Source organism: Brevundimonas sp. D3-1P (assembly GCF_055809335.1).
The window spans coordinates 3,240,816-3,264,299 of the sequence record NZ_CM147908.1; the positions used below are offsets into that span (position 1 = coordinate 3,240,816).

18 protein-coding genes are annotated in these 23,484 nt (G+C 67.7%); 11 read left to right on the forward strand and 7 right to left on the reverse strand.

What is annotated here, in order from left to right:
- Nucleotides 1-292: 292 nt before the first annotated feature.
- From AC0L6G_RS16400 to AC0L6G_RS16430, 7 genes are all read left to right on the forward strand, one after another.
- Nucleotides 293-2,791: a TonB-dependent receptor domain-containing protein gene (locus AC0L6G_RS16400; protein WP_473252665.1), complete on the forward strand. Its 2,499-nt coding sequence runs from the start codon at nucleotides 293-295 to the stop codon at nucleotides 2,789-2,791.
- A complete protein-coding gene (locus AC0L6G_RS16405) occupies nucleotides 2,709-4,343 on the forward strand; it encodes a TonB-dependent receptor (RefSeq protein ID WP_473252666.1) in 1,635 nt (544 codons plus the stop codon). The genes AC0L6G_RS16400 and AC0L6G_RS16405 overlap by 83 nt, the downstream gene beginning before the upstream one ends.
- A 151-nt stretch (nucleotides 4,344-4,494) precedes the next feature.
- Nucleotides 4,495-5,583, forward strand: a complete 1,089-nt coding sequence (murG, locus tag AC0L6G_RS16410) for an undecaprenyldiphospho-muramoylpentapeptide beta-N-acetylglucosaminyltransferase (RefSeq protein WP_473252667.1) — start codon at nucleotides 4,495-4,497, stop codon at nucleotides 5,581-5,583.
- A 233-nt stretch (nucleotides 5,584-5,816) separates the two neighbouring features.
- On the forward strand, nucleotides 5,817-7,070 hold the full coding sequence (locus AC0L6G_RS16415; protein ID WP_291535690.1) for a cation:proton antiporter domain-containing protein: 1,254 nt from the start codon (nucleotides 5,817-5,819) through the stop codon (nucleotides 7,068-7,070).
- 40 nt (nucleotides 7,071-7,110) lie between these two features.
- On the forward strand, nucleotides 7,111-7,311 hold the full coding sequence (locus tag AC0L6G_RS16420) for a DUF2093 domain-containing protein (RefSeq protein WP_291535692.1): 201 nt from the start codon (nucleotides 7,111-7,113) through the stop codon (nucleotides 7,309-7,311).
- A complete protein-coding gene (locus AC0L6G_RS16425) occupies nucleotides 7,308-8,168 on the forward strand; it encodes a M23 family metallopeptidase (protein WP_473252668.1) in 861 nt (286 codons plus the stop codon). The genes AC0L6G_RS16420 and AC0L6G_RS16425 overlap by 4 nt, the downstream gene beginning before the upstream one ends.
- Nucleotides 8,169-8,234: 66 nt before the next feature.
- The gene (locus tag AC0L6G_RS16430; protein ID WP_473252669.1) at nucleotides 8,235-8,741 is read left to right on the forward strand and encodes a response regulator; all 507 of its coding nucleotides are present in this window, start codon (nucleotides 8,235-8,237) and stop codon (nucleotides 8,739-8,741) included.
- Here AC0L6G_RS16430 and AC0L6G_RS16435 read toward each other — a convergent pair.
- Together AC0L6G_RS16435 and AC0L6G_RS16440 are read right to left on the reverse strand one after the other, a co-directional pair.
- Nucleotides 8,678-9,634, reverse strand: a complete 957-nt coding sequence (locus tag AC0L6G_RS16435; RefSeq protein ID WP_473252670.1) for a lysophospholipid acyltransferase family protein — start codon at nucleotides 9,632-9,634, stop codon at nucleotides 8,678-8,680. The genes AC0L6G_RS16430 and AC0L6G_RS16435 overlap by 64 nt on opposite strands.
- Nucleotides 9,624-10,394 (reverse strand): SDR family NAD(P)-dependent oxidoreductase, encoded by a 771-nt coding sequence (locus tag AC0L6G_RS16440; protein ID WP_291535696.1) that lies wholly within the window; start codon nucleotides 10,392-10,394, stop codon nucleotides 9,624-9,626. Before AC0L6G_RS16440 ends, AC0L6G_RS16435 begins: the two co-directional genes overlap by 11 nt.
- Before the next feature lie 110 nt (nucleotides 10,395-10,504).
- Here AC0L6G_RS16440 and tipF point away from each other — a divergent pair, with 110 nt between their 5' ends.
- Complete coding sequence (tipF, locus tag AC0L6G_RS16445) at nucleotides 10,505-11,779, forward strand: flagella assembly cyclic-di-GMP phosphodiesterase TipF (RefSeq protein ID WP_293828211.1); 1,275 nt, start codon at nucleotides 10,505-10,507, stop codon at nucleotides 11,777-11,779.
- A 389-nt stretch (nucleotides 11,780-12,168) separates the two neighbouring features.
- Here the strand turns inward: tipF and ileS are convergent, their stop codons facing one another.
- Nucleotides 12,169-15,099, reverse strand: coding sequence for an isoleucine--tRNA ligase (ileS, locus tag AC0L6G_RS16450; protein WP_473252671.1), 2,931 nt, complete (start codon nucleotides 15,097-15,099; stop codon nucleotides 12,169-12,171).
- Nucleotides 15,100-15,414: 315 nt separating this feature from the next.
- Between ileS and AC0L6G_RS16455 the strand changes: the two genes are divergently transcribed.
- On the forward strand, nucleotides 15,415-16,314 hold the full coding sequence (locus AC0L6G_RS16455) for a hypothetical protein (RefSeq protein ID WP_473252672.1): 900 nt from the start codon (nucleotides 15,415-15,417) through the stop codon (nucleotides 16,312-16,314).
- 128 nt (nucleotides 16,315-16,442) lie between these two features.
- Here the strand turns inward: AC0L6G_RS16455 and AC0L6G_RS16460 are convergent, their stop codons facing one another.
- The 4 genes from AC0L6G_RS16460 to hfaA all read right to left on the reverse strand — a co-directional run bounded on the left by AC0L6G_RS16460 (nucleotide 16,443) and on the right by hfaA (nucleotide 22,078).
- The gene (locus AC0L6G_RS16460) at nucleotides 16,443-19,331 is read right to left on the reverse strand and encodes a M16 family metallopeptidase (protein WP_473252673.1); all 2,889 of its coding nucleotides are present in this window, start codon (nucleotides 19,329-19,331) and stop codon (nucleotides 16,443-16,445) included.
- Nucleotides 19,332-19,438: 107 nt separating this feature from the next.
- A complete protein-coding gene (gene hfaD, locus AC0L6G_RS16465; protein WP_473252674.1) occupies nucleotides 19,439-20,698 on the reverse strand; it encodes a holdfast anchor protein HfaD in 1,260 nt (419 codons plus the stop codon).
- Nucleotides 20,625-21,641, reverse strand: a complete 1,017-nt coding sequence (hfaB, locus tag AC0L6G_RS16470) for a holdfast anchoring protein HfaB (protein ID WP_473252675.1) — start codon at nucleotides 21,639-21,641, stop codon at nucleotides 20,625-20,627. Before hfaB ends, hfaD begins: the two co-directional genes overlap by 74 nt.
- Nucleotides 21,638-22,078 carry a holdfast anchoring protein HfaA gene (hfaA, locus tag AC0L6G_RS16475; RefSeq protein WP_291535706.1) on the reverse strand — a complete coding sequence of 147 codons (441 nt, stop codon included), beginning with the start codon at nucleotides 22,076-22,078 and terminating at the stop codon, nucleotides 21,638-21,640. Before hfaA ends, hfaB begins: the two co-directional genes overlap by 4 nt.
- Nucleotides 22,079-22,255: 177 nt before the next feature.
- Here hfaA and AC0L6G_RS16480 point away from each other — a divergent pair, with 177 nt between their 5' ends.
- Both AC0L6G_RS16480 and AC0L6G_RS16485 read left to right on the forward strand, forming a co-directional pair.
- The gene (locus AC0L6G_RS16480) at nucleotides 22,256-22,885 is read left to right on the forward strand and encodes a rhomboid family intramembrane serine protease (protein ID WP_473252676.1); all 630 of its coding nucleotides are present in this window, start codon (nucleotides 22,256-22,258) and stop codon (nucleotides 22,883-22,885) included.
- 108 nt (nucleotides 22,886-22,993) lie between these two features.
- Nucleotides 22,994-23,419: a CBS domain-containing protein gene (locus tag AC0L6G_RS16485; protein WP_473252677.1), complete on the forward strand. Its 426-nt coding sequence runs from the start codon at nucleotides 22,994-22,996 to the stop codon at nucleotides 23,417-23,419.
- The last annotated feature ends 65 nt before the right edge of the window (nucleotides 23,420-23,484 follow it).

Genomic DNA, 23,484 nt, shown 5'->3' on the forward strand with positions numbered 1-23,484 from the left:
GTCCGGGAATAATCCGCCGCAATGAAAGGAAACGAAGTCCGCCTTGGTCCGATGCGCGGTGCAAGCAGAGCGCGGACAGGCGAAATGCGCCGGGGTTTTTTCAGTCGTCGGATTTGAGTCGAGTGCATGAATGTTGTGTGACGGACGGGGGTGGGGCCGAAATAGAAAAGAATGTGCGGATCAGGCGGAGGTAGCCTTTCGGCAGAGGCGAGATGACGGGGGACGCCGTCTTCGTGGTCATGAACGCGATCGAGGGGATACGATGAAGCGGATGTCGATTAAGGGTCGCCTGATGGCGACGACGATGGCGGGTTCGGCCCTTTTGCTGGGCGCCGCAGGCCAGGCGACGGCGCAGATCGCGCTGGAGGCCGAGGCCGGGACCCAGGCCGAAACCACCGCCGTGGACGACATCGTCGTCACCGGGTCGCGCATCCGGCGCGTGCAAACCACCACGACCGCGCCGGTGTCGGTGATCGACGCGGAAGTCCTGTCCGAGCGAGGCTTCGTCCAGGTCGGCCAGGCGCTGAACCAGATCACGTCGGCTGCGCCCTCGGCCCCGCTGGCCAGTGGGTCGGGCTCCGCGGCCGGTTCGGGTCAGCAGTTCCCGAACCTGTTCGGCCTGGGGGCGGGGCGCACCCTGTCGCTGGTGAACGGTCGTCGGTTCGTGACCTCCTCGTCCGGCATGGGCGATCGGGTCGTGGACACCAACCTGATCCCCACAGGCCTGCTGGAGCGGGTCGACGTGGTCCAGGCCGGAGGCGCCGCCGTCTATGGCTCGGACGCCATCGCCGGGGTCATCAACTATGTGCTGAAAGATGATTTCGAGGGGCTGGAGGTCGACGCCCAGTACGGGATTTCGTCGCGCGACGACTATCCGCAGACCAGTCTGCGCATGACCTTGGGCGACAACTACCTCGACGGGCGCGCCAATCTGGCGGCCAATGTCGAATGGTCCAAGTCGGACCCGCTGTACGGCCAGGACCGGCCGCGTTCGAACCTGTCGCGCCTGACGGTGTCCAACTCGGCCAATACCAGCGCCACCGACGGCGTGCCGGCCGTGCGGGAACTGCTGGACGCCCACTTCTGGCCGTTCAACACCAATGGCGTGATCTTCTCGACCCCGGCGCCCGTCTCGGCCTTTCTGGTTCGCTCGGGCGGCGTGGCCCAGCAGTTCTCGGCAGATGGGACCAGCCTGGTCAACTACGACACCGGCGCCGTCGCGGGCGTGCCCTTCGCCTCGGGCGGGGACGGCTTCGACTATCGCGACCTGGCGGCGCTGTATTCCGGCGTCGAACGGTTCAACGTCAACCTGCTGGGCCGCTACGACCTGACCGACCGGATCAAGCTGAAGGGTGAACTGCTCTATGCGAACACCGAGGGCCGCGACCCCTATGGCACCCAGGGCTCGACACGCACGGTGCTGAACTCGGCGGCCTCGGGCGCCGGACCCATCGCCTTCTACCGTACCAACCCCTTTCTTAGTTCCACAGCTTTGGCGCAACTGAGCGCGGCCAACCCAGCCTTTGCCGCCGGCGCGCCGTTGTGGCTGTCCAAGAGTTTCGCGGACGTGCTGCCGACCCGCGAATTCGTCAACGAAACCGACGTGTGGCGCGGCTTGATCGCGCTGGAAGGCGATTTCGACTGGGCGGACCGCAACTTCTACTGGAGTCTGTCGGCCAGTCGGGGCGTGACAAAGGGCGAACGGTCAGGTTGGGACACCTGGACGTCGCGGCTGACCAACGCCGTCAATGCGGTCAGCAGCGGCGGCCAGGCCGTCTGCGCCATCAACGCCGACGCTTCGACGACCAACGACGACGCCGCCTGCGTGCCGGTCAACATCTTCGGCACCGGCACGATTACCGATGAGATGCGCGCCTATGTGGCCGTGCCGGTCGGGGAGAAGTTCGAGAACACCCAGGACGACATCCTGGCCACCCTCGGCGGCGAGCTGCTACAGCTGCCGGCCGGCCCGGCCAGCTTCAGCGTGGCCTACGAGTACCGCCGCGAGAAGGCCGAGTTCAATCCGTTCGAAGCCAATCGACTGGGTCTGGTCGGATCAGGCGTCGCGACGGTGGCCACCAGCGGCGCCTACAACACCAACGAGTTTTCCGCCGAGGTGCTGGTTCCGGTCTTCGGCGGCGATTTCACCCTGCCGTTCGTCAAGACTTTGGAAGTCGACGGCGCCTATCGCATCGTCGACAACTCCATCGCCGGCAAGGAAGACGTCTGGGGCGCCGGCCTGCGGTGGGAGGTCGTGACCGGGCTGACTTTCCGCGCCTCGCGCAGCCGCAACTTCCGCGCCCCGACCCTGGACCAGCTGTTCGCCCCCTCGACAACGGCGCTCGGATCGATCGCCCAGAACCCGTGCGACGCGGACCGGATCAACAGCGGGCCCAATCCCGCCGTGCGCCTGGCCAACTGTCAGACCCTGTTCGCCGCCAATCCAGGCTGGGGGGCTTTGGCGGGCTTCCAGGATCCGGGCGAGAACTTCAACAATGTCCTGATCACGACGGGCGGCAACCCGGATCTGAAGAACGAGTTATCCGACACCACCACCTTCGGCGTCGTGATCCAGCCGACCTTCGTTCCGGGCCTGACCATCGTCGCCGACCGACGATTTCACCGGCTTCGGTTCGCTGACCTATGGCAACCTGGGTTCGACGCGCGCCGAGGCGGCCGTCACCCTGCCGGCGTCCGACACGCTTCAGGTGCGCGGCGCCATCCTGTGGAACCACCGCGACGACTGGGTGGACAACGCCTACAACCCATCCTTCGCCAAGGCCGGCGATGACGATCTAGGCGGTTTCGACGATATCGCGGCCCGCGTCCACGTGGCCTGGCGGCCGACGGATCGGCTGTCGACCCTGCTGACCCTGCAGGCCCGCGACTATGACGGGACAGGCACGATGAACCGCGCCAACGTCCTGACCAAGGGCTCCAACAAGCTGAACGGCAACTTCGACCGCGACACCGTCTATTACGACGGCGGCCGCAACAACTTCCAGAAGCAACAGACCACGTCGGAATCGCTGCAGGTCGCCTACGACTTCGGTCCCGCGACCCTCACCGGCATCGTCGGTTCGTATCACGGCTGGTCGCAGGGCGACGGCGACATCGACGGCGGCGTGGCCTCGGCCCCGGCGACCGCGCCCTACAAGACGCCGTTCAACTCCGAGACCGGCACCCTGTCCAGCGACCTGTTGCAGAACACCTATGAGCTGCGCCTGGCGTCGAACGGCGACGGCCGGCTGGGCTGGCAGGTCGGGGCCTTTTATTGGGACGAGCGGATCAACCTGGTGTCCGGCACCTTCAACGGCACGGGCGCCCCGGCGCCGACGCGGGTGACGGACATCGTGCAGAAGTCGGACTCCTGGTCGGTGTTCGGCCAGGGCAGCTACAGCCTCACGGACGCCTTCAAGGTGACGGCGGGCGTCCGCTACACCGACGACAATCGCGACTATCACGGCCGCATCGTTCTGGGGACCGGCGCCGGCGGCACGGGGGCCGTTTCGGTCGGCGACGAACAGGTCAGCTGGGACGTCAGCGCCGTCTATGAGGTCAACGACGACATCAACCTGTTCGCGCGCGTGGCCAAGGGGTATCGCGGCCCGTCGATCCAGGGGCGCAACCTGCCGGTCCTGACCACGGCGGATTCCGAGACCGTCATGTCCTACGAAACCGGCCTGAAGGCGCGGATGATGGACGGCCGCGCCCGGTTCAACGCCACGGCCTATGTCTATGAGGTCAGCGACATGCAGTTCACCGCCATCGGCGGCGCCGACAACTCCAACCGCCTGATCAACGCCGACAAGGGCGAGGGGTACGGCCTGGAACTGGACGGCGACCTCTATCTGGGCGCGGGCTTCAGCCTGTCCGCCGGCGCCGCCTGGAACCATACCGAGATCAAGGACGGCGATCTGCTGGTGGCCATCTGCGGCGCCAACTGCACCGTCACCGACCCGATCGTCACTGTGGGCGCGACCAGTCGGGCCAATATCGACGGCAATCCCTTCCCGCAGGCGCCGGAGTACACCGCCAATCTGACGCTGAACTATGTCCGCGCGCTGGGGAACGACACCGAGCTGTTCGCCACGACCGACTGGGTGCTGCAGAAGGACTTCAACCTGTTCCTCTATGAATCGGTCGAGTTCATGCAGGACACGGCGTTCGAAGGCGGGCTGCGCGCGGGCTGGCGCGATCTGAACCGCGGCATCGAGGCGGCCGCCTATGTCCGCAACATCACCGACGAAGAGAACGTCATCGGCGGGATCGACTTCAACAACCTGACCGCCTTCGTCAACGAGCCGCGCACCTATGGCGTGCAACTGACGAAGCGGTTCTGATCGCGGCCGTCCGGGCGGAGCCGCAGCGGCTTCGTCCGGGCCGGGCGGCGGGAGCGTTTTTCTTTCGCGGCGACTTCTGAAATCGGCTGATTTCAGACTATAAATCGGCTGATTTCAGACTATTCAGGGCCGGATAATCTGGAGCCCTCGAATGTCCAAGCTTTGCGTCGTCGCCGCCGGCGGCACTGGCGGCCATATGTTTCCAGCCGAGGCGCTGGCGCGCGAAATGTCGGCGCGCGGCTGGCGCGTCGTTTTGGCGACAGACCGCAGGGGCGAGCAATACGCCCATGCTTTTCCGGCCGACGAGCGGCTGGCTCTGGATGCGGCCACCGGCGCGGGGCCGCTGGGTCTGGTCAAGGCCGGGGTCGCCATCTTCAAAGGGGTGATGCAGGCGCGCGCCGCCTTCGAACGGTTGGGGGCGGACGTGGTGGTGGGGTTCGGCGGCTATCCGTCCGCTCCGGCCCTGGTCGCGGCCGTGACGGCGCGGCGGCCGACCGTGATCCATGAGCAGAACGCGGTCCTCGGCCGCACCAACCGCATATTGGCCCCCTATGTGAACCAGGTCGCCTCGTCCTTTCCCACGCTGGAGCGCGCGCCAGCCAAGGTGCAGGGGCGGGCGCACGTCGTCGGTTCGCCCGTCCGCGCCGAAATCCGCGCCCTGTTCGACCGGACCTATGTCGCGCCGGTCGAGGACGGCCCCATCCATGTGCTGGTGACAGGCGGCAGCCAGGGCGCCCGCATCCTGTCCGAGACCACGCCCCGGGCGCTGGCGGCCCTGCCCGAAGTCTTGCGCCGCCGTCTTAAAGTGCAGCAGCAGTCCCGGCCTGAAACGCTGGAGGCCGCGCGCCAGATCTATCTGGAGGCGGGGATAGAGGCCGAGGTCGCGCCCTTCTTCCGCGACATGGCCGAGCGGCTGTCCAAGGCCCATCTGGTGGTCGGCCGGTCCGGGGCCTCGACCTGCGCCGAACTGGCGGTGGCGGCCCTGCCGTCGATCCTGGTCCCGCTGAAGATCGCCACCGACGACCACCAGCGTCTGAACGCCAAGGCCCTGACCGACGCGGGTGCGGCCGAGGTGGTGCTGGAAGACGACCTGACCGTGGAGCGCCTGTCGTCCACCCTGGCCGCCGTCCTGTCCGACCCGGCGCGCCTGTCGGCCATGTCCGCCGCCGCCCGCACCGTCGCCATCCCCGACGCGGCCCGCCGCCTGGCTGACCTGACCGAGGCGACGGCGGGGCGCTGAGTCCGGTTACTCGCCTTTTCAAGCCGGTCATCGGGTCGCTGGTCGTCTGCTGCGCGCAGCCGTCACGACGCCGAGGGCGCGGCGCGTCCAGCCTGTGAATTTCGGAGCGATCGGGCGAGGGCGTCTGGGTTTTTCCGCGTCGCGCGACACTGCGTCATCTTGTCAAACCCGCCCTCGCGCCCCAACTGCAAAGCCTGATCCAAAACCCGGTCCCACCCGCGACAGGAGCCCTGATGCCCCATGCCGACAGCCTGATCCTCACTCTGGTCGGGGGGTTCGTCCTGGCCTTCGTGTTCGGGATGTTGGCGCATCGGCTCAGGCTGTCGCCCCTGGTGGGCTATCTTGTCGCGGGCATCGTGGTGGGGCCTTATACGGCCGGCTTCGTGGCCGACACCGAACTGGCGCCGCAACTGGCCGAGATCGGGGTCATCCTGCTGATGTTCGGGGTCGGGCTGCACTTCTCGCCCAAGGACCTGATGCAGGTGCGCAAGGTCGCCATTCCCGGCGCCCTGGTGCAGATCGTCGTCGCCACTGTCCTGGGCTGGGGGCTGGGCCGGTTCGTGCTGGGCCTGGGCGATGTCGAGGCGTTGCTGATGGGGTTCGCCCTGTCCGTCGCCTCCACCGTGGTCCTGCTGCGCGCGCTGGAGGAGCGCAAACAGGTCAAGGGCGAGATAGGCCGCATCGCCGTGGGCTGGCTGATCGTCGAGGACCTGGTGATCGTCATCGCCCTGGTCATGCTGCCCATGATCCTGGTCCCGGCGGGAAGCCAGGCGGACCTGGCGGCGCTGGGAGCCAATGTCGGCCTGACGCTGGTGAAGGTGGTGCTGTTCGTGGTCGGCATGCTGGTGGTGGGCGGCAAGGTCATTCCCTGGCTGTTGATCCGCATCGCCCATACCAAGTCGCGCGAACTGTTCACCCTTGGGGTGCTGGCCATCGCGCTCGGCATCGCCTGGTTGGCCTATTTCCTGTTCCACTCCTTCGCGCTGGGCGCCTTCCTGGCGGGGCTGGTGATGAACGCCTCGCCCCTGGGACACAATGCGGCCGAGCGGTCGCTGCCGCTGCGCGACGCTTTCGCCGTCCTGTTCTTCGTCTCGGTGGGGATGCTGTTCGACCCGATGATCCTCGTGCGTCAGCCTTGGGCGGTGCTGGGCGTTCTTGGCATCGTCATCGTCGGCAAGTCGGTCGCGGCCCTGGTCATCGCCAGGTCGTTCCAACTGGACCGGCCGACCGGCTTCACCGTGGCGGCGTCCCTGGCCCAGATCGGCGAGTTCTCCTTCATCCTGGCGGCGCTAGGCGTGTCCCTGGGCGCCATGAGTCGCGAGACCCACGACCTGATCCTGGCCGCCGCCCTGCTGTCGATCTCGCTCAATCCGTTCGTCTTCCTGTTCACCGACCGGATGGGCGGACGGCCCAAGCCGCCGCCGGCGGGCGCGATCCGTCCCCCTGCGGCCGACGGGCCGATCACGGATGCGGTCGCCTCGGCCTGACCCTCTTTTCGCCGGGGCGCGCCAGGACTATCGTCGGGCAATGGACATGACCGCTTCCGACCAGGCCGTTCTTCACTATGGCGACGGCGAGTTCGCGGTGTTGAAGCCGGGCCGCTACGTGCGCTGCGCGGTCACGGACAAGCCGATCCCGCTGGAGATCCTGCGCTACTGGAGTTCGACCCGCCAGCAGCCCTATTTCGGCCCGGCCGAGTTCATCGCAGCCCTGACGGAAGCGAAGTGAGGGCCACGCGCCGCGCCCTGCTGGCTGGGGCGGGGGCCGGGCTGGTCGCCGGGCGGCAGGCCTTCGCTCGAGGCGGCGACACGCTGGCCCTGGCTCTGAACGGGGCCTGGCGTCAGGGCGGCTACGCCTTTGGGCGCACCGCGCCGGGCGCCCTGATCTTCGTCGACGGCGAGGCCCTGACCACCGCCTCGGCCGCCGGCCTGTTCGTGATCGGCTTCGACCGCGACGCCGGCGCCAGCGCCCGCATCGAGGCCCGCGGCGGCGGGCGTTCGGCCCGGCGCATTCTGGACATCGCCCCCTTCGCCTTCCCCTCGACCCGCGTGGACGGATTGCCGCCCGCGACCGTCGAGCCCAGCGATCCCGCGCTGCTGGACCGAATCCAGCGCGAGCTCGCCCTGAAGACCGAGGGATTCGCCAGCCGTATCGACGCCGACGACTTTCGCGACGGCTTCATCTGGCCTCTGGACGCCTACCGCATCTCCAGCGCGTGGGGCGCGCAGCGCATCCTGAACGGAACCCCGGCCCGTCCGCACTATGGCGTCGATCTGGCCGCGCCGCAGGGGAGCGTGATCCGCGCGCCCGCCGACGGCCGCATCGTTTTCGTGCGCCCGGACATGCATTTCGAAGGCGGCCTGACCTTGATCGACCACGGCCAGGGGCTGATCACCGGCTATCTGCACCAGTCGCGGCTGGACGTGGAATTGGGCCAGCGAGTCCGGCGCGGCGATCCGCTGGGCCGCGTCGGCATGACCGGCCGCGCGACAGGGCCGCACCTGTGCTGGCGCATGAAATGGCGCGACCGCAATCTGGATCCGTCGCTGATGGTGGGCGCCCAGGCGCCGAATGCGCTCGCTTGAACCAAGGCTCCGCTTGCGAGCTTGCGGACATGCTCCTAGCGTCTGGCTTCGATCGGTCGGGGTCTGATGTCTTCTCTGAAATCGCTGAACGTCCTGCTGGCGGACGACAATCAGAACATGCGCGCCATCGCCGCCGCCGTTCTGCATTCGGCCGACATTCGCAATGTCTACGAGGCCGCCGAGGGCGCGACCGCCCTAAGCCTGCTGCGCCGCCATCCCATCGACCTGGCCATCGTGGACTTCAACATGTTCCCGCTGGACGGGGTGGAATTCACCCGCCTGGTCCGCACCGGCCCCGACAGCCCCAACATCTATCTGCCGATCATCATGATGACCGGCCATTCCGAACGCACCCGCGTCTATGAGGCGCGCGACGCCGGGGTGAACGAGTTCGTCGTCAAGCCGATCACCGCCAAGGCCGTGCTGGACCGGATCAACGCCGTCATCCTGAGGCCGCGCGCCTTCATCCGTTGCGACAGTTATGTCGGCCCGTGCCGCCGCCGCCGCGATCAGCCGGAGTACGAAGGGCCGTTCCGCCGCTCGACCGACGCCGGGCGATCCAACGCCGCATAGACCTTGTCCGGCCAGCGCCGGTGGACCCAGAACCAGTCCACCGGATGTTCGCGAACCCGATCCTCGACGAAGCGGTTTGCGGCCTGGACCCCCGCCAGGATGTCGGCCGCCTTGTCCTCGCTGCGGCCGAGGGCGATCGGCTCGTGCGCCGTCACCCGGAACCGGACGCCCGGCAACCGCACCACCGACAGCGGCAGCATGACCGTGTCGAACTTCAGCGCCAGCCTCGCCGCGCCGGGCGAGGCGTTGACCGGCTGGCCGAAGAATTGGACCTCTGGCCCCTGATTGTATTTCTGGTCCACCAGCAGGGCGATGGAATCGCCGCGCTTCATCCCCGCCATCAACTCGCGCGTGCCGTCCCCCTTGGGCGCGAACAAACGGATGCCGTAGCGCTCTCGGCTCTGGCGGATCAGGGCGTCGACATACGGATTGTTGGCCGCGCGATATGTGACCTGGCACGGCACGCCCGCCGCCATGATGACCGCGGCCATGACTTCGAAATTGGCCAGATGACCCGAGATCAGCACGGCCGGTTTGCCGCTGTCGCGCAGGGCGTGCAGCCGCTCCATCCCGACCACCTCCACGCGGCCCCCCTCGGGCGTCAACTGGTCCATCACGGCCAGTTCGGCGAAGGTGCGGCCCGTCTGGTCCCACTGGGCCAGGGCCAGAGCGTCGCGCTCGGCCTCGCCCATGTCGGGGAAGGCGATGCGCAGATTGCGCATCACCGTCTTCTGCGTCCCCGTCAGCGGCCCCAGGGTGCGCAGCAGCCAGCCGCCCAGCCCCGACGCCCGCTCGATGCCCAGCAGCCGCAGCAGGCCGAACAGGGCCCGGAAGCCGAAGGCCTCCAGCCGCCACACCCAGTCCTGTTTCCAGTCCTTACGTTCACCAGGCAATCGTCAATCCGCCGTCCACCACCAGGGTCTGCCCGGTCACATAGGCCGAGGCAGGGCTGCACAGATAGACCGCCGTGCCCGCGATTTCATCCGGTTGGCCGATCCTTTTCAGCGGGGCCGGCTCGGTCACGGTCTTCAGCAGTTCGGGGTTCTCCCACAGATATTTGGCGAAGTCGGTCTGGACCAGGCCCGGCGCGATGCAGTTGACCCGCACGTTCGACGGCCCCCATTCGACCGCCAGATTGCGCACCAGCTGCATGTCCGCCGCCTTGGAGATGTTGTAGGCGCCGATCAGCGCATTGCCTCTCAGGCCGCCGATGGACGAGATGACCAGGACAGCCCCGTCCTTGCGCTCCAGCATCTGCGGCGCGACCATCTGGATCAGCCAGTGATTGGAGATGACATTGTTCTGCAGGATCTTCTCGAACTGATCGTCGGCGATCCCGGCCATCGGTCCGGCGTAGGGATTGGTCGCCGCATTGCAGACCAGGATGTCGATCCGGCCGAACGCGGCGTTCGTCTGGTCCACCAGCCGCTGCAGGTCGTCCTTGGAGGCGATGTTGGCCGGAACGGCGATGGCGCGGCCTTCGCCGTGCCTGTCGTTGATCTCGGCGGCGACCGCTTCGCAAGGCCCGGCCTTGCGCGAGGAAATGACGACCTTGGCCCCGTGTTCGGCCAGCCGTTCGGCGATGGCCTTGCCGATTCCGCGCGACGAGCCGGTGATGATGGCGACCTTGCCGGTCAGATCGAACAGTTCCATTGCGTTTCCCATGTGATTCTGCGGGGATATTTATCGCCCCGCTCTAGCCGAATGACATTGATAGCCTGATACTCGGGCGATTCCATCCGGGAGTGGCCGACCGCCAGCCGATGCGCAACGTAACCACGGGCTTTCTCTATTTCGCCTATCTGTTCCTCGGCATGACCGTGGGCGCCTTTCTGTGGCGCGCAGGGCTAGGCGTCGGGGCGGGCGTGGCGGGGACGCTGGGCGCGCTGGGACTGCTGGGCGCCTTCCACGGCATCGTCACCGGGATCGCCGAGCGCCGTGCGCTCAAGAAGGAGATCGCCCAGGTCCGCGAGGCGCACCGCCTGCTGGCTGATGCGATGGAATCGACCCAGGGCGCCCTGACCGAACTGGCCCATGCCATCGAAAGCGGCGTCCTGTCCGACACCGACGCCCTGACCGGCGAGGTGCGGATGCTGGAATCCCTGGTCCAGCAGATGAGCGAAAGCATCGACGCGCGCCTGTCGGCTGCGCCCCACATCGGCGTCGAGACCTTCGAAGGCCGTCGCCAGGCCCAGTCCAACGTCCTGCTGCGCACCATCCACGAGGCGCTGAGCGAAGGGCGGGTGGACCTGTATCTGCAGCCCGTCGTCTCCCTGCCGCAACGCCGGACCATTTTCTATGAAAGCTTCACCCGGCTGCGCGACGCCACCGACCGGGTGATGATGCCGGCGGAATACCTGTCCCTGGCCGAGGGCGAAGGTCTGGTCCCGGCCATCGACAACCTCCTGCTGTTCCGCTGCGCCCAGATCGTGCGCCGTCTGGCGCGTCAGGATCGCAAGGTCGGCGTCTTCTGCAACGTGGCCCTGACCTCGCTGGGCGACGACACCTTCTTTCCGCAGTTCCTGGATTTCCTGTCCGAGAATCGCGACCTGAACCAGGCGCTGATCTTCGAACTGGGCCAGGCGACGTTCGACGCGCGCGGCGCGGTCGAGGCGCGCAACATGGCCAAGCTGGCCGACCTGGGCTTCCGCTTCTCGCTGGACAAGGTGCAGACGCTGGATCTCGATTTCGCCGATCTGCAACGCTCGGACGTCAAGTTCATCAAGGTCGCGGCCGATCTGATGATCGAACAGCTGTTGGACCTGGACGGCGGCGCGCCCTTGCGCTCCATGCCCGACATCCAGGCCGCCGACTTCGCCGCCCTGACCCGCCGTTACGGCGTCGAGGTCATCGCCGAGAAGGTCGAGAACGAACGCCAGGTCGTCGACATCCTGGAATTGGACGTCGCCATGGGTCAGGGCCACCTGTTCGGCGAACCCCGCGCCATCAAGGAACAGGTCTTGGCCGAGACCGATCCCCCGGCCGAGTTCCTGCGCTCGACCCTGCGCAGCGCAGAACAGCGCCGGCGGTTCAGCTGATCACGCCTCTGCGGATTGCCGGCTCGTTCGTTGGGTGTCTGTTGATGTCCGCTTGCAGTTCAGAGCCGACGTTCCTGCGATCAAGCACGTCCCGAACTCTGGAATGCCAATCCGATACGACAACGAGTCTGACGCTGAGAACATCTGATCACGGGAAAGCCCTAGAGTTCAGCGGCCTCGCATTGAAGCCGACCCGGCTACAGTTCGTTCGCGGGTGGATCTCTGAGGATTACTACCGTGGCGATGGTGTCGAGGCCTGGGCAGACCCCGAAATCCGAATGAAGTTCGCTGACGGACGCATAATCGGCCCCTGTAACTGACCGCGTAGCCCGATTGTCGGGCCACAGTTTGACCCTCTTCTCCCGCAAGGGAAGAAGAGGGCATTGATGTCAGCCGTGCGTCTGGTCCCAATAGCGAACCGCGTCGGCGTCGCGGGCCGAGAGATCGGGGTAGGCAGGGTCGGAGCCGACATCGGGGACGCGGCGCCAGGAGCGGGCGCATTTGGGATAGTCCGCCAGGGCGACCGTGACCGCAACAGCGTCGCCGCTCTCGGCCAGTTCGGCGCCCGACGTGCGGAAGATTTCCGCGGCGTCCAGGCCCTCGAACGGGGCGAAGGTTCCAGCCGGGGCCGAGACCGTGGGCCAGGCGTCCAGGGCGCCGCCGATCAGCTTGTCGCGACGGGCGACTTCCAGCGCTTCATTGACGACTTCCAGGACGGTGTTGATCGCGGCCCAACGCTCGGCTTCGGCCGGGTTGTTCCATTCCGCAGGTGTGTCCGGGATGACGCGGGCGCAGTTGGTTCCCGCCTCGGGGAAGCGGGTGGTCCAGGCCTCTTCCATCGTGAACGGCGTCAGCGGGGCCAGCCAGGCGGTCAGGCGCATGAAGACCGCGTCCATCACGGTGCGGGCGGCGCGGCGGCGAAGGCTGTCGGGCCGGTCGCAATAGAGGGCGTCCTTGCGGATGTCGAAATATAGCGCCGACAGGTCGCCGGCGCAGAACTCCAGCACCGGGCGCACGACATCCTGGAAGCGGTAATCGGCGTAGGCGGCCCGGACCTGGGCGTCGAGTTCGTGAAGGCGGTGGAGGACGAATTTCTCCAGCGGCGGGAACTGGTCGTAGTCGGTCAGGCGCTCGGCCTCGTCGAAGTCCGAAAGGGCGCCCAGCAGATAGCGGACGGTGTTTCGCAGCTTGCGATAGGCGTCGACCGTGGTCTGGAGGATCTGTTTGCCGATCCGCTGGTCCTCGGAATAGTCGACCAAGGCCACCCACAGGCGCAAGATATCGGCGCCGCTCTCCTTGATGATGGTCAGGGGATCGGTGGTGTTGCCCTTGGACTTGGACATCTTCTCCCCCTTCTCGTCGAGGGTGAAGCCGTGGGTCAGGACCGCCTTGAACGGCGCCCGCCCGCGTGTGCCGCAGCCCTCCAGCAGCGACGACTGGAACCAGCCGCGGTGCTGGTCCGACCCTTCCAGATAGAGGTCGGCGGGCCAGTGGGCGGGACGGTCGCCGGCATAGCCGTTTTCCGGCAGGCGCGGGTCCAGGGTGAAGGCGTGGGTCGAGCCGGAGTCGAACCAGACGTCCAGGATGTCCTCGACCTTTTCGTAGCGGGCCGGGTCGTGGGCGCCCAGGAAATCGGCGTCGGGGGCGGTGAACCAGATGTCGGCGCCGTGTTCGGCCACGGCCTTGACGATACGGGCGTCGACCTCGGGGTCGTGCAGAGGCTGGCCGGTCTGTTTGTCGACGAACATGGCGAGCGGCGTGCCCCAGGCGCGCTGGCGGCTGACCAGCCAGTCGGGACGGCCCTCGACCATCGAACGGATGCGGTTCTTGCCCGCCGCCGGGTGGAAGGCGGTGTCGTCGATGGCGTTCAGCGCCGTCTCTCGCAGGGTGTCGCCGGACTTCAGCGGCCCATCCAGCGGCGTGTCCATGCGGATGAACCACTGGGGCGTGTTGCGGAAGATGATCGGCGCCTTGGAGCGCCACGAATGCGGATAGGAATGCTCCATCCGACCGCGCGCCAGCAGGTTTCCGGCCTCGATCAGCCTCTCCATCACGGCGCCGTTGGCGGGGCCGAACTTACCGGTCTTCTTGCCCTCGGTCTCCAGCACCTTGAGGCCGGCGAACAGGGGGACGTGGTCGTAATAGGCGCCGTCCGGATCGACGGTGTCCGGCACCTCGTGGTGACCATGGGCCTTCCAGACCTCGAAGTCGTCGGCGCCGTGGCCGGGCGCCGTGTGGACGAAGCCCGTGCCCGCGTCGTCGGTGACGTGGTCGCCGGCCAGCAGGGGCACCGAGAAGCCGTAGCCGCTGTCCAGCGCCGCCAGCGGGTGGGCGGTCTCCAGGCCGGACGGATCGATGTCGTAGACGCGGGTCCAGGCGGCGACCTTGGCGGCCTTGAACACGTCCTCAGCCAGTTTGTCGGCCAGGATCAGCCGGTCGCCCGGCTTGGCCCAGGGGGCGAATTCCAGACCCTCTTCCATCGCCGTGACCTCGTAGAGGCCGTAGGCGATCTCGGGGCCGTAGCTGATGGCCCGGTTGGCCGGGATGGTCCAGGGCGTGGTCGTCCAGATGACGATCGAAGGCGTCGGATTACGGAAGGCCAGCAGGTCGTCGGGGTGGTCGTCGGACATGGCCGTGACCGGGAATTTGACCCAGATCGTCGGGCTGACGTGATCGTGGTATTCGATCTCGGCGTCGGCCAGGGCCGTGCGCTCGACCGGCGACCACATGACGGGCTTGGAGCCGCGATACAGCTGGCCCGAGTTCTTGAACCTGTGGAACTCGGCGACGATGGCCGCCTCGGACGAGAAGTCCATGGTGGCGTAGCGGTTGGCGAAGTCGCCGGTGACGCCCAGGCGTTTGAACTGGTCGCGCTGAAGGTCGATGTATTTGCCGGCGTAGTCGCGGCAGGCGGCGCGGAATTCGGCCTTGGAGACCTCGTCCTTGCGGCGGCCCTTGGCGCGGAACTGTTCCTCGATCTTCCACTCGATCGGCAGGCCGTGGCAGTCCCAGCCGGGGACGTAATCGACGTCGTAGCCCAAGAGGAAGCGGCTGCGGATCACGAAGTCCTTCAGCGTCTTGTTCAGGGCGTGACCGATGTGGATGTCGCCGTTCGCATAGGGCGGGCCGTCGTGCAGGACGTAGAGGGGGGCGTTTTCGGATTGCCGCTGCGCCCGCAGCCGCCCGTAGAGGTCGCCCCATTGCTCCAGGATCAGCGGCTCCTTCTGCGGCAGGCCGCCGCGCATGGGAAACGGCGTCTCTGGCAGGAAGACGGTGTCGCGATAGTCGCGAGCGGAAGATTGGGTGTCGGCGTCGGCCATGGGTCGTCTCGGCGTCTGGGTTGTCGTTCGCTTTTCTGTTCGCCCTATCGCGCGTCGCGCTGCGTGAGGGCTGTCGATCCCGGCGTGCACGGGGCCGGATGGCCCATAGGCGCTACGCCGGGCGGCTAATCGAGATCGGGCGAAGGAAGACGCGGACGGTCATTGAGCGGGCGGTCTAGCAGACCGATGCGGCATCGCGCCATCCCGAAGCGTGGTCGCCATCAACGGAAACGAAAGGCTTTTGCCGTTTTGTGACGGCAGGATCGGCCGAAATCCCGTTCGGCCGACACGATATTCGCTTGGGAGTTCCCGCCGATGCGGCTGCGGATCACGAAATGGATGCTGGGCCTGGCGGCCGGACTGGCCGTCTCGGCCGGCGCCGGCGCGGCCCTGGCGCAATGCGGATCGGGCTGCGAGCCGCCGCCGTGCACCTCGTGCGAGCCGCCGCCCCCGCCCGAGCCTCCGTCATGCGGCGGCGGCGGCGGCGGAAACTGCGGCGGCGGTGGGGGCTACGGCGGCTGGAACAACAACGTCAACACCAACGTCAATGTGAACGTGAACGTCGGCGCGAACGCCAATGCGAACGCCAGCGCCAACGTGGGGGCGCGGTCGTATCTGAACGCGCGGGCCGGCGGCTTTTCGGGCGGCTACGGCGGGGGCGGCGGGGCGGCCTACATCAGCGTGGACCAGCCCTATCCGACCACGATCCAGGGCCTGGCCGTCGAGGGCATGGTCGCCCAGACCGTGCGCACGCCCTATAGCGCCTTCCGCAGCATGATGAAGCGGGTCGTCATCCAGGCCGTCTGCATCGACGACCGCCAGACGCCGCACCCTGCGTCCCAGGTGCGGCCGGACCGCGAGATCGCCGACGGCTTCGAAGGCGAAATCTATCGCTGCCTGGCCGGAACGTGGCTGCAGGCGACGATCGCGGACTACGACGGCGACGTCAGCTTCGACCACGGCACGACCATGACCTGCCGCAAGCACGAGGCCCTGTGGCTGGGGAACGGCGGCCGGCTGGAATGCCGGCCCGAGAAGCCGGAGCGCGACTGCAACGAGCGCTCGCTGCTGCGGCGCTACGGCGCCGGGATCAAGATCCTGACGATGTACCGGGAAGAGGAATATACCGAATACCGCGAGGAACAGGTCGAAAGCGCGACGGTGCTGACCGGGGCGATCACCCTGGACGGCGGCGTCGGCGGCCGGGTGTTCTGAACGGGAGCCGAACCGGGCCGTTCAGCCGCCGCTCAGGCGCAATGAGAGACAAGGGATCGTCGGCTCTCCGTCGGCGATCCTGAAAAGACTGGCCCCGGCCCGCACGATGCGAGCCGGGGTTTTTTGAATTATTGAGCCGCAGGCTGGGCCGTGACCGTGGCGCGCCAGGCGGAGCCGGACTTCAGATACTGACGCGCCAGGGCCTGAAGGTCGGCGGCGGTGACGGCTTCCAGGGTCGAGAGCTGGTTGCGGGTCTGGTCCAGGCCGGCCGGGTCGGACTGGGCTTGCGACAGTTGCGTCAGCCAATAGCCGTTGTCGGCCATGTTGCGGCGAAGGCGCTCGACCGCCGGACGACGGGCGCGGTTCAGTTCGTCCTCGCTGACGGGATTGTCGCGCAGGTCGGCGGCGATGGCGTCGACCGTCTCGAACAATTTGGGCAGGGCAGCAGGCGGCGTCTCGGCCGTGACGGCGACATAGCCATAGCCGGGGAAGACGCTGGAGGCCGTGGAGCCGGCGCTGGGCGAATAGGCCAGACCCTGTTTCTCGCGGATCTCGTCGTTCAGCCGCAGTTGCAGCACGTCCGCCAGGATCGAAAGCTGGCGGGCGGTCTTGCGGTCGCGGACCTGGTCGGTGGTCGGCCAGGCGACGAAGCCAAGGGCCTGTTCGGCCGGGCCGGTGTGGTGCAGCTGGACCGGCGCCGCGGTCGGCGCAGGGAAACGTCGTTCGGTCGATCCGGCGGGCGGCGTGGGCTGGGGGCCGCGCGCGGGCAGGGCGCCGAAGGTGGAGCCGACGGCGGCGATCACCGCGTCGATGTCCACGTCGCCGACGACCGTGATCTCGACCGGACCCTGAGCCAGGGCCGAACGGACGCCGTTTCGCACGTCTTCGATCTGGATGGCGGCGACCTGTTCGGCCGTCGGCGTCGTCTCGCGAACGTCGCCGCCGGCCAGCAGGCCCGAGGCGTCGCGCTGGAAAACGCCGCGCGGGGTCGCGCCCATCTGGGCCAGGATCTGCGGGAACAGGGCCTTGGTCTGCTCGAACGGCGCGGCGCGCAGGCCCGGATCGGTCAGATAGGCGGCCAGAACTTGAAGCTCCAACTGCAGGTCGGCGGGCTTGGTGGCGCCGGAGAAGACATAGGCGTCGGTCGCCTGACTGACCGAGGCGCCATAGGTGCGGCCGCTGAGGACGCGGTTCATCTCGTCCAGGCTGAGCTTGCCCAGGCCGCCGGCGGTCAGGATGGTGCTGGCCATCGACAGCGGCGACAGCTGGTCCGCGGGCAGACCCAATTCGCCCAGGCCCGTGCGGGCGCTGACCAGCACCTGATCGGCGCGGAAGTCGGTTTTCTTGATGTTCAGCAGCGTGCCGTTCGGGAAGCGGACCAGGGTCGCCCCCAGGTCGGCGACTTCGCTGCGCGCGGCCGGCTGGGCCGGGGCGCCGAAATTGTCATAGGGCCACTTCAGCTCGGCCTCGGCGGCGCGGGCTTGCACCGGGGTGTTGCGCGAGGCCTCCAGCGCAGCGGTGACGGCGGCCTCGCCGCCCTCGACCGGGACGGGGGAGCTGAACAGCAGCAGCGGGCCCTGGCCCTCGAAGACCGCCTTGGTCGCCTGATTGACCTGGTCGACGGTCAGGCCTTCGACAGCCTTGTTGAACAGATCGAGATTGGTCTGGGGCGCGCTGAAGACCTGGTCGTCGTTGACGGCGCCCAGGAGACCGTTCGCCAAGGTCGAGGTCGAACGGGTCGCGGCCGAGGCCACGGCGTTCTGAAGCGCGGTGCGGGTGTTGACGATTTCGCGCTGAAGCTCGGCGTCGCTGACGCCGTATTCGGCCAGACGACGGCTTTCCTGCTCGACGCTTTCCAGCGCACGCTTCCAGTCGCCGGGATTGAAGGCGACCGACAGGGTACCGGCGTCCAGGCTATCGAACAGCGACTGATAGCCGGCGCCGGCGCCGATGAAGGGCGGGTTGTCGGCGCGGGCGATCTCGCCCAGGCGACGGTTCAGCACGGCCAGACCCAGGCCGCGACGGACGTCGGCGGCGCGTTCGGCGGCCGTGTCGGGGCTGAGGTCCGGGGCCTTGATCCAGTTGATCTGGATGGAGGACTGGATGCCCGGCTCGACCAGGATGCTGGTCTGTGGTTGACGCGGGGCGACGGTTCCCAGGTCGGGCTCCGGACCATCGGCGGCGGTCGGCTTCCAGTCGCCGAAGGCCGCGCGGACCTTGGCCTCCATCGCATCCACGTCGAAGTCGCCCACGGCGATGAAGGTCGCGCGCGAGGGGCGATAGTAGGCGTCGTAGAAGTCGACGAAGCGCTGGCGCGGCGCGGTGCGGATGATGTCGAGGTCGCCGATCGGCAGGCGTTCCGACAGACGTTGACCGGGCGCCAGCAGGCCGAGCTGGGTCTTCAGCACACGCAGTTGCGGCGTGTCGCGGGTACGTTCCTCGCCGACGATGACGCCGCGCTCGGAATCGATGGCGTCCGGCGCCATCATGGCCGCCGACATCATCTCGCGCAGGATGTGCAGGCTGGGATCGACCGTCTCGTCCTTGGTGTTGGGCAGCTCCAACATATAGGCGGTCTGGTCGAAGCTGGTGAAAGCGTTGGTGTCGGCGCCGAAGGCCAGACCCAGGCGTTCGAGGATGCGCAGCATCTCGTTTTCCGGCACGTCCTTGGTGCCGTTGAAGGCCATATGCTCCATGAAGTGGGCCAGACCCTTCTGGTCGTCGCGCTCCATCAGCGAGCCGGCGTCGATGCGCAGGCGGAACGAGGCCTGACCCGGAGGCGTCGCATTGTGCAGCAGGGCGTAGCGCATCCCGTTCGGCAGCAGGCCGTAACGGACGGCGGGATCGGCCGGAACGTCGCTGGCCGCCTGGGCCCAGGGATCGGACGGGGCGACCTGGGCGTTCGGGGAGGCCGCTGCGGGCGCGGCGGTTTGCGCAAGGGCGGGGGCCGCGAAAGCCCCGGTGGTCAGGGCCAGTCCAGAGACCGCGACGAACAGCAGATGGCGCGCAGAACGCATGAAATCACTCCGAAACCGCGACTCTCGACGGCGCGATGCCGGATGTGTAAAGCGAGCTTGCCTTTTCGACAAGCGGTCGGGCGAGCTTACGGACTCGTCATCTTCGATCAGCCGCCGGGGCGGCTGATGTAGAAGCTGGCGGTGTTGCCCACGGCGTTGGCGCCGACCACGGCGGCGCGGCCGGCCCCGACCGTGGCGTTCGTGGTCGCCGTCACATTGCCGCTATTGGTCTGATTGTTGTTGATGTTGACGTCGCCGCCGCATTGCGAGCAGGCGTAGCCCGTCACCGCATTGCCGACCGCATCGGCGCCGACATAGGCGTCATAGCCGTTGACGCCGATATAGGTCGCGTCGGCCTCGACCCCGCCGGTGTTGAGCTGGGTGTTGTCCAGCTTCAGATAGATGTCGTTGTTTCCGGCGACGGTCTCGTTTGCGACGCTGCGGGCCGCCAGCACGGTCTGCCCCTGAAGGTTGGTCTGGACGCGCGCGTCGGCACGGACCCGCCCGGCGTTGGCCTGGTCCACGTTCACCAGCATGGAGCCGCCGGCGTTGGTCATGATCGCCTGGTTGGCGCCGGCGTTGGCGCTGGCGGTCAGGTCCCAGGCGTTGTCGACATAGACGTCGGTGCGGGCCTCGACGGTGGAGGGCGCGTTGGACTGGCGCACGGCCAGATCCTGGTGCGAGGCGCCGGTGGTGTTGGTCTGTACGACGTTGGCTGTCGACTGGGCGGCGAAGACGGCCGGCGCGGGGATGTACTGGATGTCCGCGACCGTTTCGGAGAAGACGGTGGTCTGGGCCTGCTGGTCGATGACGCCCGTGAGGGACGAGGACGGACCGCTCAGGGCCGCGGTGTTGGCGGCCGCGACGCTGTTGGCGAACCCGCCCTGGAGCATGCGGCCGGTCGGGGCGCGCACGACGCTTTGTGCGCGGACCTGATCGCCCGTGGCGGATTGCGCGGCGTCCACGGCGAAGGTCGCGCCGTCTGTGGTGACGCCGAGGTAGTTCCCGCCCGCTTGGGTGGTCACGCTGATCTGGCCGTCGGCCTCGCCGTTCAGAGCGGCCGTGCTGCCCGCGCGGGCCGAGCCCGTCATGGTCTGGCGCGACACCAGGCCGGCGGAGGCGTCGGTGACGCCTCCCGCCAGGGCGTTGCCCTGGGCGCTGGTGCTGACGGTCAGCTGATCGACCGTCAGGTTCAGGTCGACCTGGCCCGTGACGTCGCCGGACTGGGTCTGGCGGCTGAAACAGGCCTCGCCCAGCGCCGGATCGCAGGCCGGGGTCGCCTGGGCGCTCGCCTCAGTGGCGAGAACGGCGAATGTCGCCGTCGCGGCCATCATGCCAGCGAGACGGATCGGCGCGTGTCTGGCCATTGTTCGTATCCTGAGTGGGGTAGGCCGGATAATAGCCGCCGGTGGGACCGACGGTGGAATCGCCGAGCGGATCGTTGGCGGCGTTGAGGCAGACTTCGGGGCCAGGCGCGCCGTAGAGGTTGGCCATGAACTCGACCGTAGCCCGCTCGACCAGGGCGCGGACGGCCAATTGGGTCGGCTCCATCCCGCCCGACCCGGCCGAGATGTCGAAGACGTTGCCGTTCAGGAAGTCGAACACGCCAGCCGAAATCTCCCGGCCGATGATCTGCTTCTGATAGGAGACGACATCGACGACCTCCAGCGTGGTCGTCTGGACCAGGCGCAGGTCCATGGCGATGTTCATCACATAGACGCGGTGGTTCAGAATGCCCGAACCGGGGCGGTTGCTGTCGACCTCGCCGCCGGCGATGTCGATGCCGCCGGAGCGAATGTTGTAGTTCACCTCGGTGATGCCGCCGACGACATAGAAGTCCGAGCCGGGCACCTGGCCGGCCAGGATGCGGCGGTATTGGGTGTCTTCGGGACCCTGGGCGTCCGGGGCGCGATCGCCGATCAGCTTGTTGTTGGCGTAGCGCAGTTCGAGCTCGGAGACCGAGGTGTCGTAGCGTTCGACGATCTGGGCGCCGGCCTTGGCCAGGGCGGAGGTCGCCATCAGGGAGGCGCCGCCGGTGATCTGGCGTCCGCCGTCCGACGAGACGGTGCCGGTATAGTCGCTGATCCGGCCCACGGCCATGCGCGGCGAGGGCAGGTTGTAGCGACGGGCGTAGTCGGCCAGGCAATAGAGGGCGGCGGAATAGGGCGTGGGATTGGCCGTCACCGGCGCATTGCCGATGGGCGCGGCGTACTGGCCCGACGGCCCGGCGACCGGACTGACGCAGCCGGCCAGCAGCAGGGCGGCGGCCGAGACGGCGGCGGACCCGCGAAGGAGGAAGCGACGGCTCATGGCAGGTTGATGTTCCCGTTCAAGGCCGTGCCGGCGTTGACGGCGCCGGTGTTGGTCTGGTTAGAATTGACGATCACGGTGTTGCGGCTGCCCTGCACCACCACGTTCAGCTGATTGCCGATGGCGGTCGACCCGCCGATGGTCGAGCCGCTGTTGCCGGACGCGCCCGCGCCCGCATAGGCCGAGGCGACGCCGCCGGACTGGCTGGAATAGGATGAGGCGCCCGACTGGATGATGCCGTTGACGATCAGGCGGTTGCCGTTGGCGTCGCGGGTGGAGCCGGTCGTCGCATTGGCCGCCGCCGAGCGGGCGCCGCCATAGCCCTGCTGAAAGCGGGACGCGCCGCCCGATCCCGTCGATTGCGCGGCGGCCGGGATGCTGGCCAGGGCCGCGACGGCCAGGACAGCGATTGGAAAAAGCAGCCTCTTGACGGGCACGGGTCGGTTCCTCGCAGGCGAATGACGGATCCCTGTTCGGCGATCCGCAGCTCACCCTTGCATTAAGGTTATTAAGAAGCGCTTGATGTCGTGGAATCCCTTGCGCATCTGTGGGTCATGTCAGACGCGCCCGGTCGATTCGAAGCTCCGCCGCCCCGGAAGCCGCCCAAAGAACGGATGTTCAACGCGCCGGTGGCCGCGCTGCTGATCGCGGCGTCAATCCCCTTGCTGTATCTGTTCCAGCGCGACCTGCCCGATATGGGAATGAGCCTGGCCTTCGCCCCAGCCGATCTGGAGGTGGGGCGCTGGAGCGGGCTGTTCACGGCCATGCTGGTGCACGGCGGCTGGACCCACGCCTGGGTCAATGCGATCGGCGCCCTGGCCTTCGGCGCGCCGGTCGCGCGTTTGTTCGGCGACCGCATCGGCCCGACGATCTATCTGCTCTTCTATGTGATGTGCGGCGCCCTGGCGACGCTGGGCTATGGGCTGATCCATTGGGGATCCACTGCGCCGATGGTGGGGGCGTCGGGCGCGGTGTTCGGCCTGATCGGCGCGGCGACCCGGCTGATGGGGGTGGCGCCCGGCGGCGCGGTGCTGGCCCTGACCGATCGCCGGGTGGTCGCCGCCTCGATCGCCTGGATGGGCGTCAACGCCGTGACCGGCCTGATCGGCTACGTTCCCGGTGCAGACGGGGCGGGCATCGCCTGGGAGGCGCATGCGGCGGGCTTCGTCGTCGGCATACTGGCGATCGGTCCCCTGGCGCGGGCGTTCGGCCGCCCGGCGGCGCGGGCGCCGGCCCGAGGTTGACCGCGACATTGCCTGCAGGGCGCGTATGAGCGATCATCGGTTTCGAGATGCGGCCCTGTCGCCATCCCGGCCCTGCGGTCGTCTCTGAAACCCAGAGAAGGAGCCGCGATGTTCGTCGCCGAAATCCTCAAGACCAAGGGAAACGCCGTCTTCGCCATCGCGCCGGAAACGACGGTGTCCGATGCGTGCCGGACGCTGGACGAGAAGGGCGTCGGCGCACTGGTCGTCTGCGACGGCGATCTGGTCGCCGGCGTCTTTTCCGAGCGGGACGTAGTCAGGGCCCTGGCCATCGACGGCGCCGCGGCCCTGGCGCGCCCGGTCGCCGACTATATGACCGCCAAGGTGATCTTCGCCGAACCCCGCGAAGAGATGTCCGCCCTGATGGCGCGCATGACCGACCGTCGCATCCGTCACCTGCCCGTGCTGGAAGGCCAGCGCCTGATCGGCGTCGTCTCCATCGGGGATGTCGTGAAATGCCAGATCGCCGAACACGCCCAGGAAGCCGACAGTCTGCGATCCTATATCGCCGGTTGAGGCAGGCTGCCCAGGGCGGCCGGGGCGATGCATGACGGTTTGACGACCGTTGTGCCGCCAGTTTT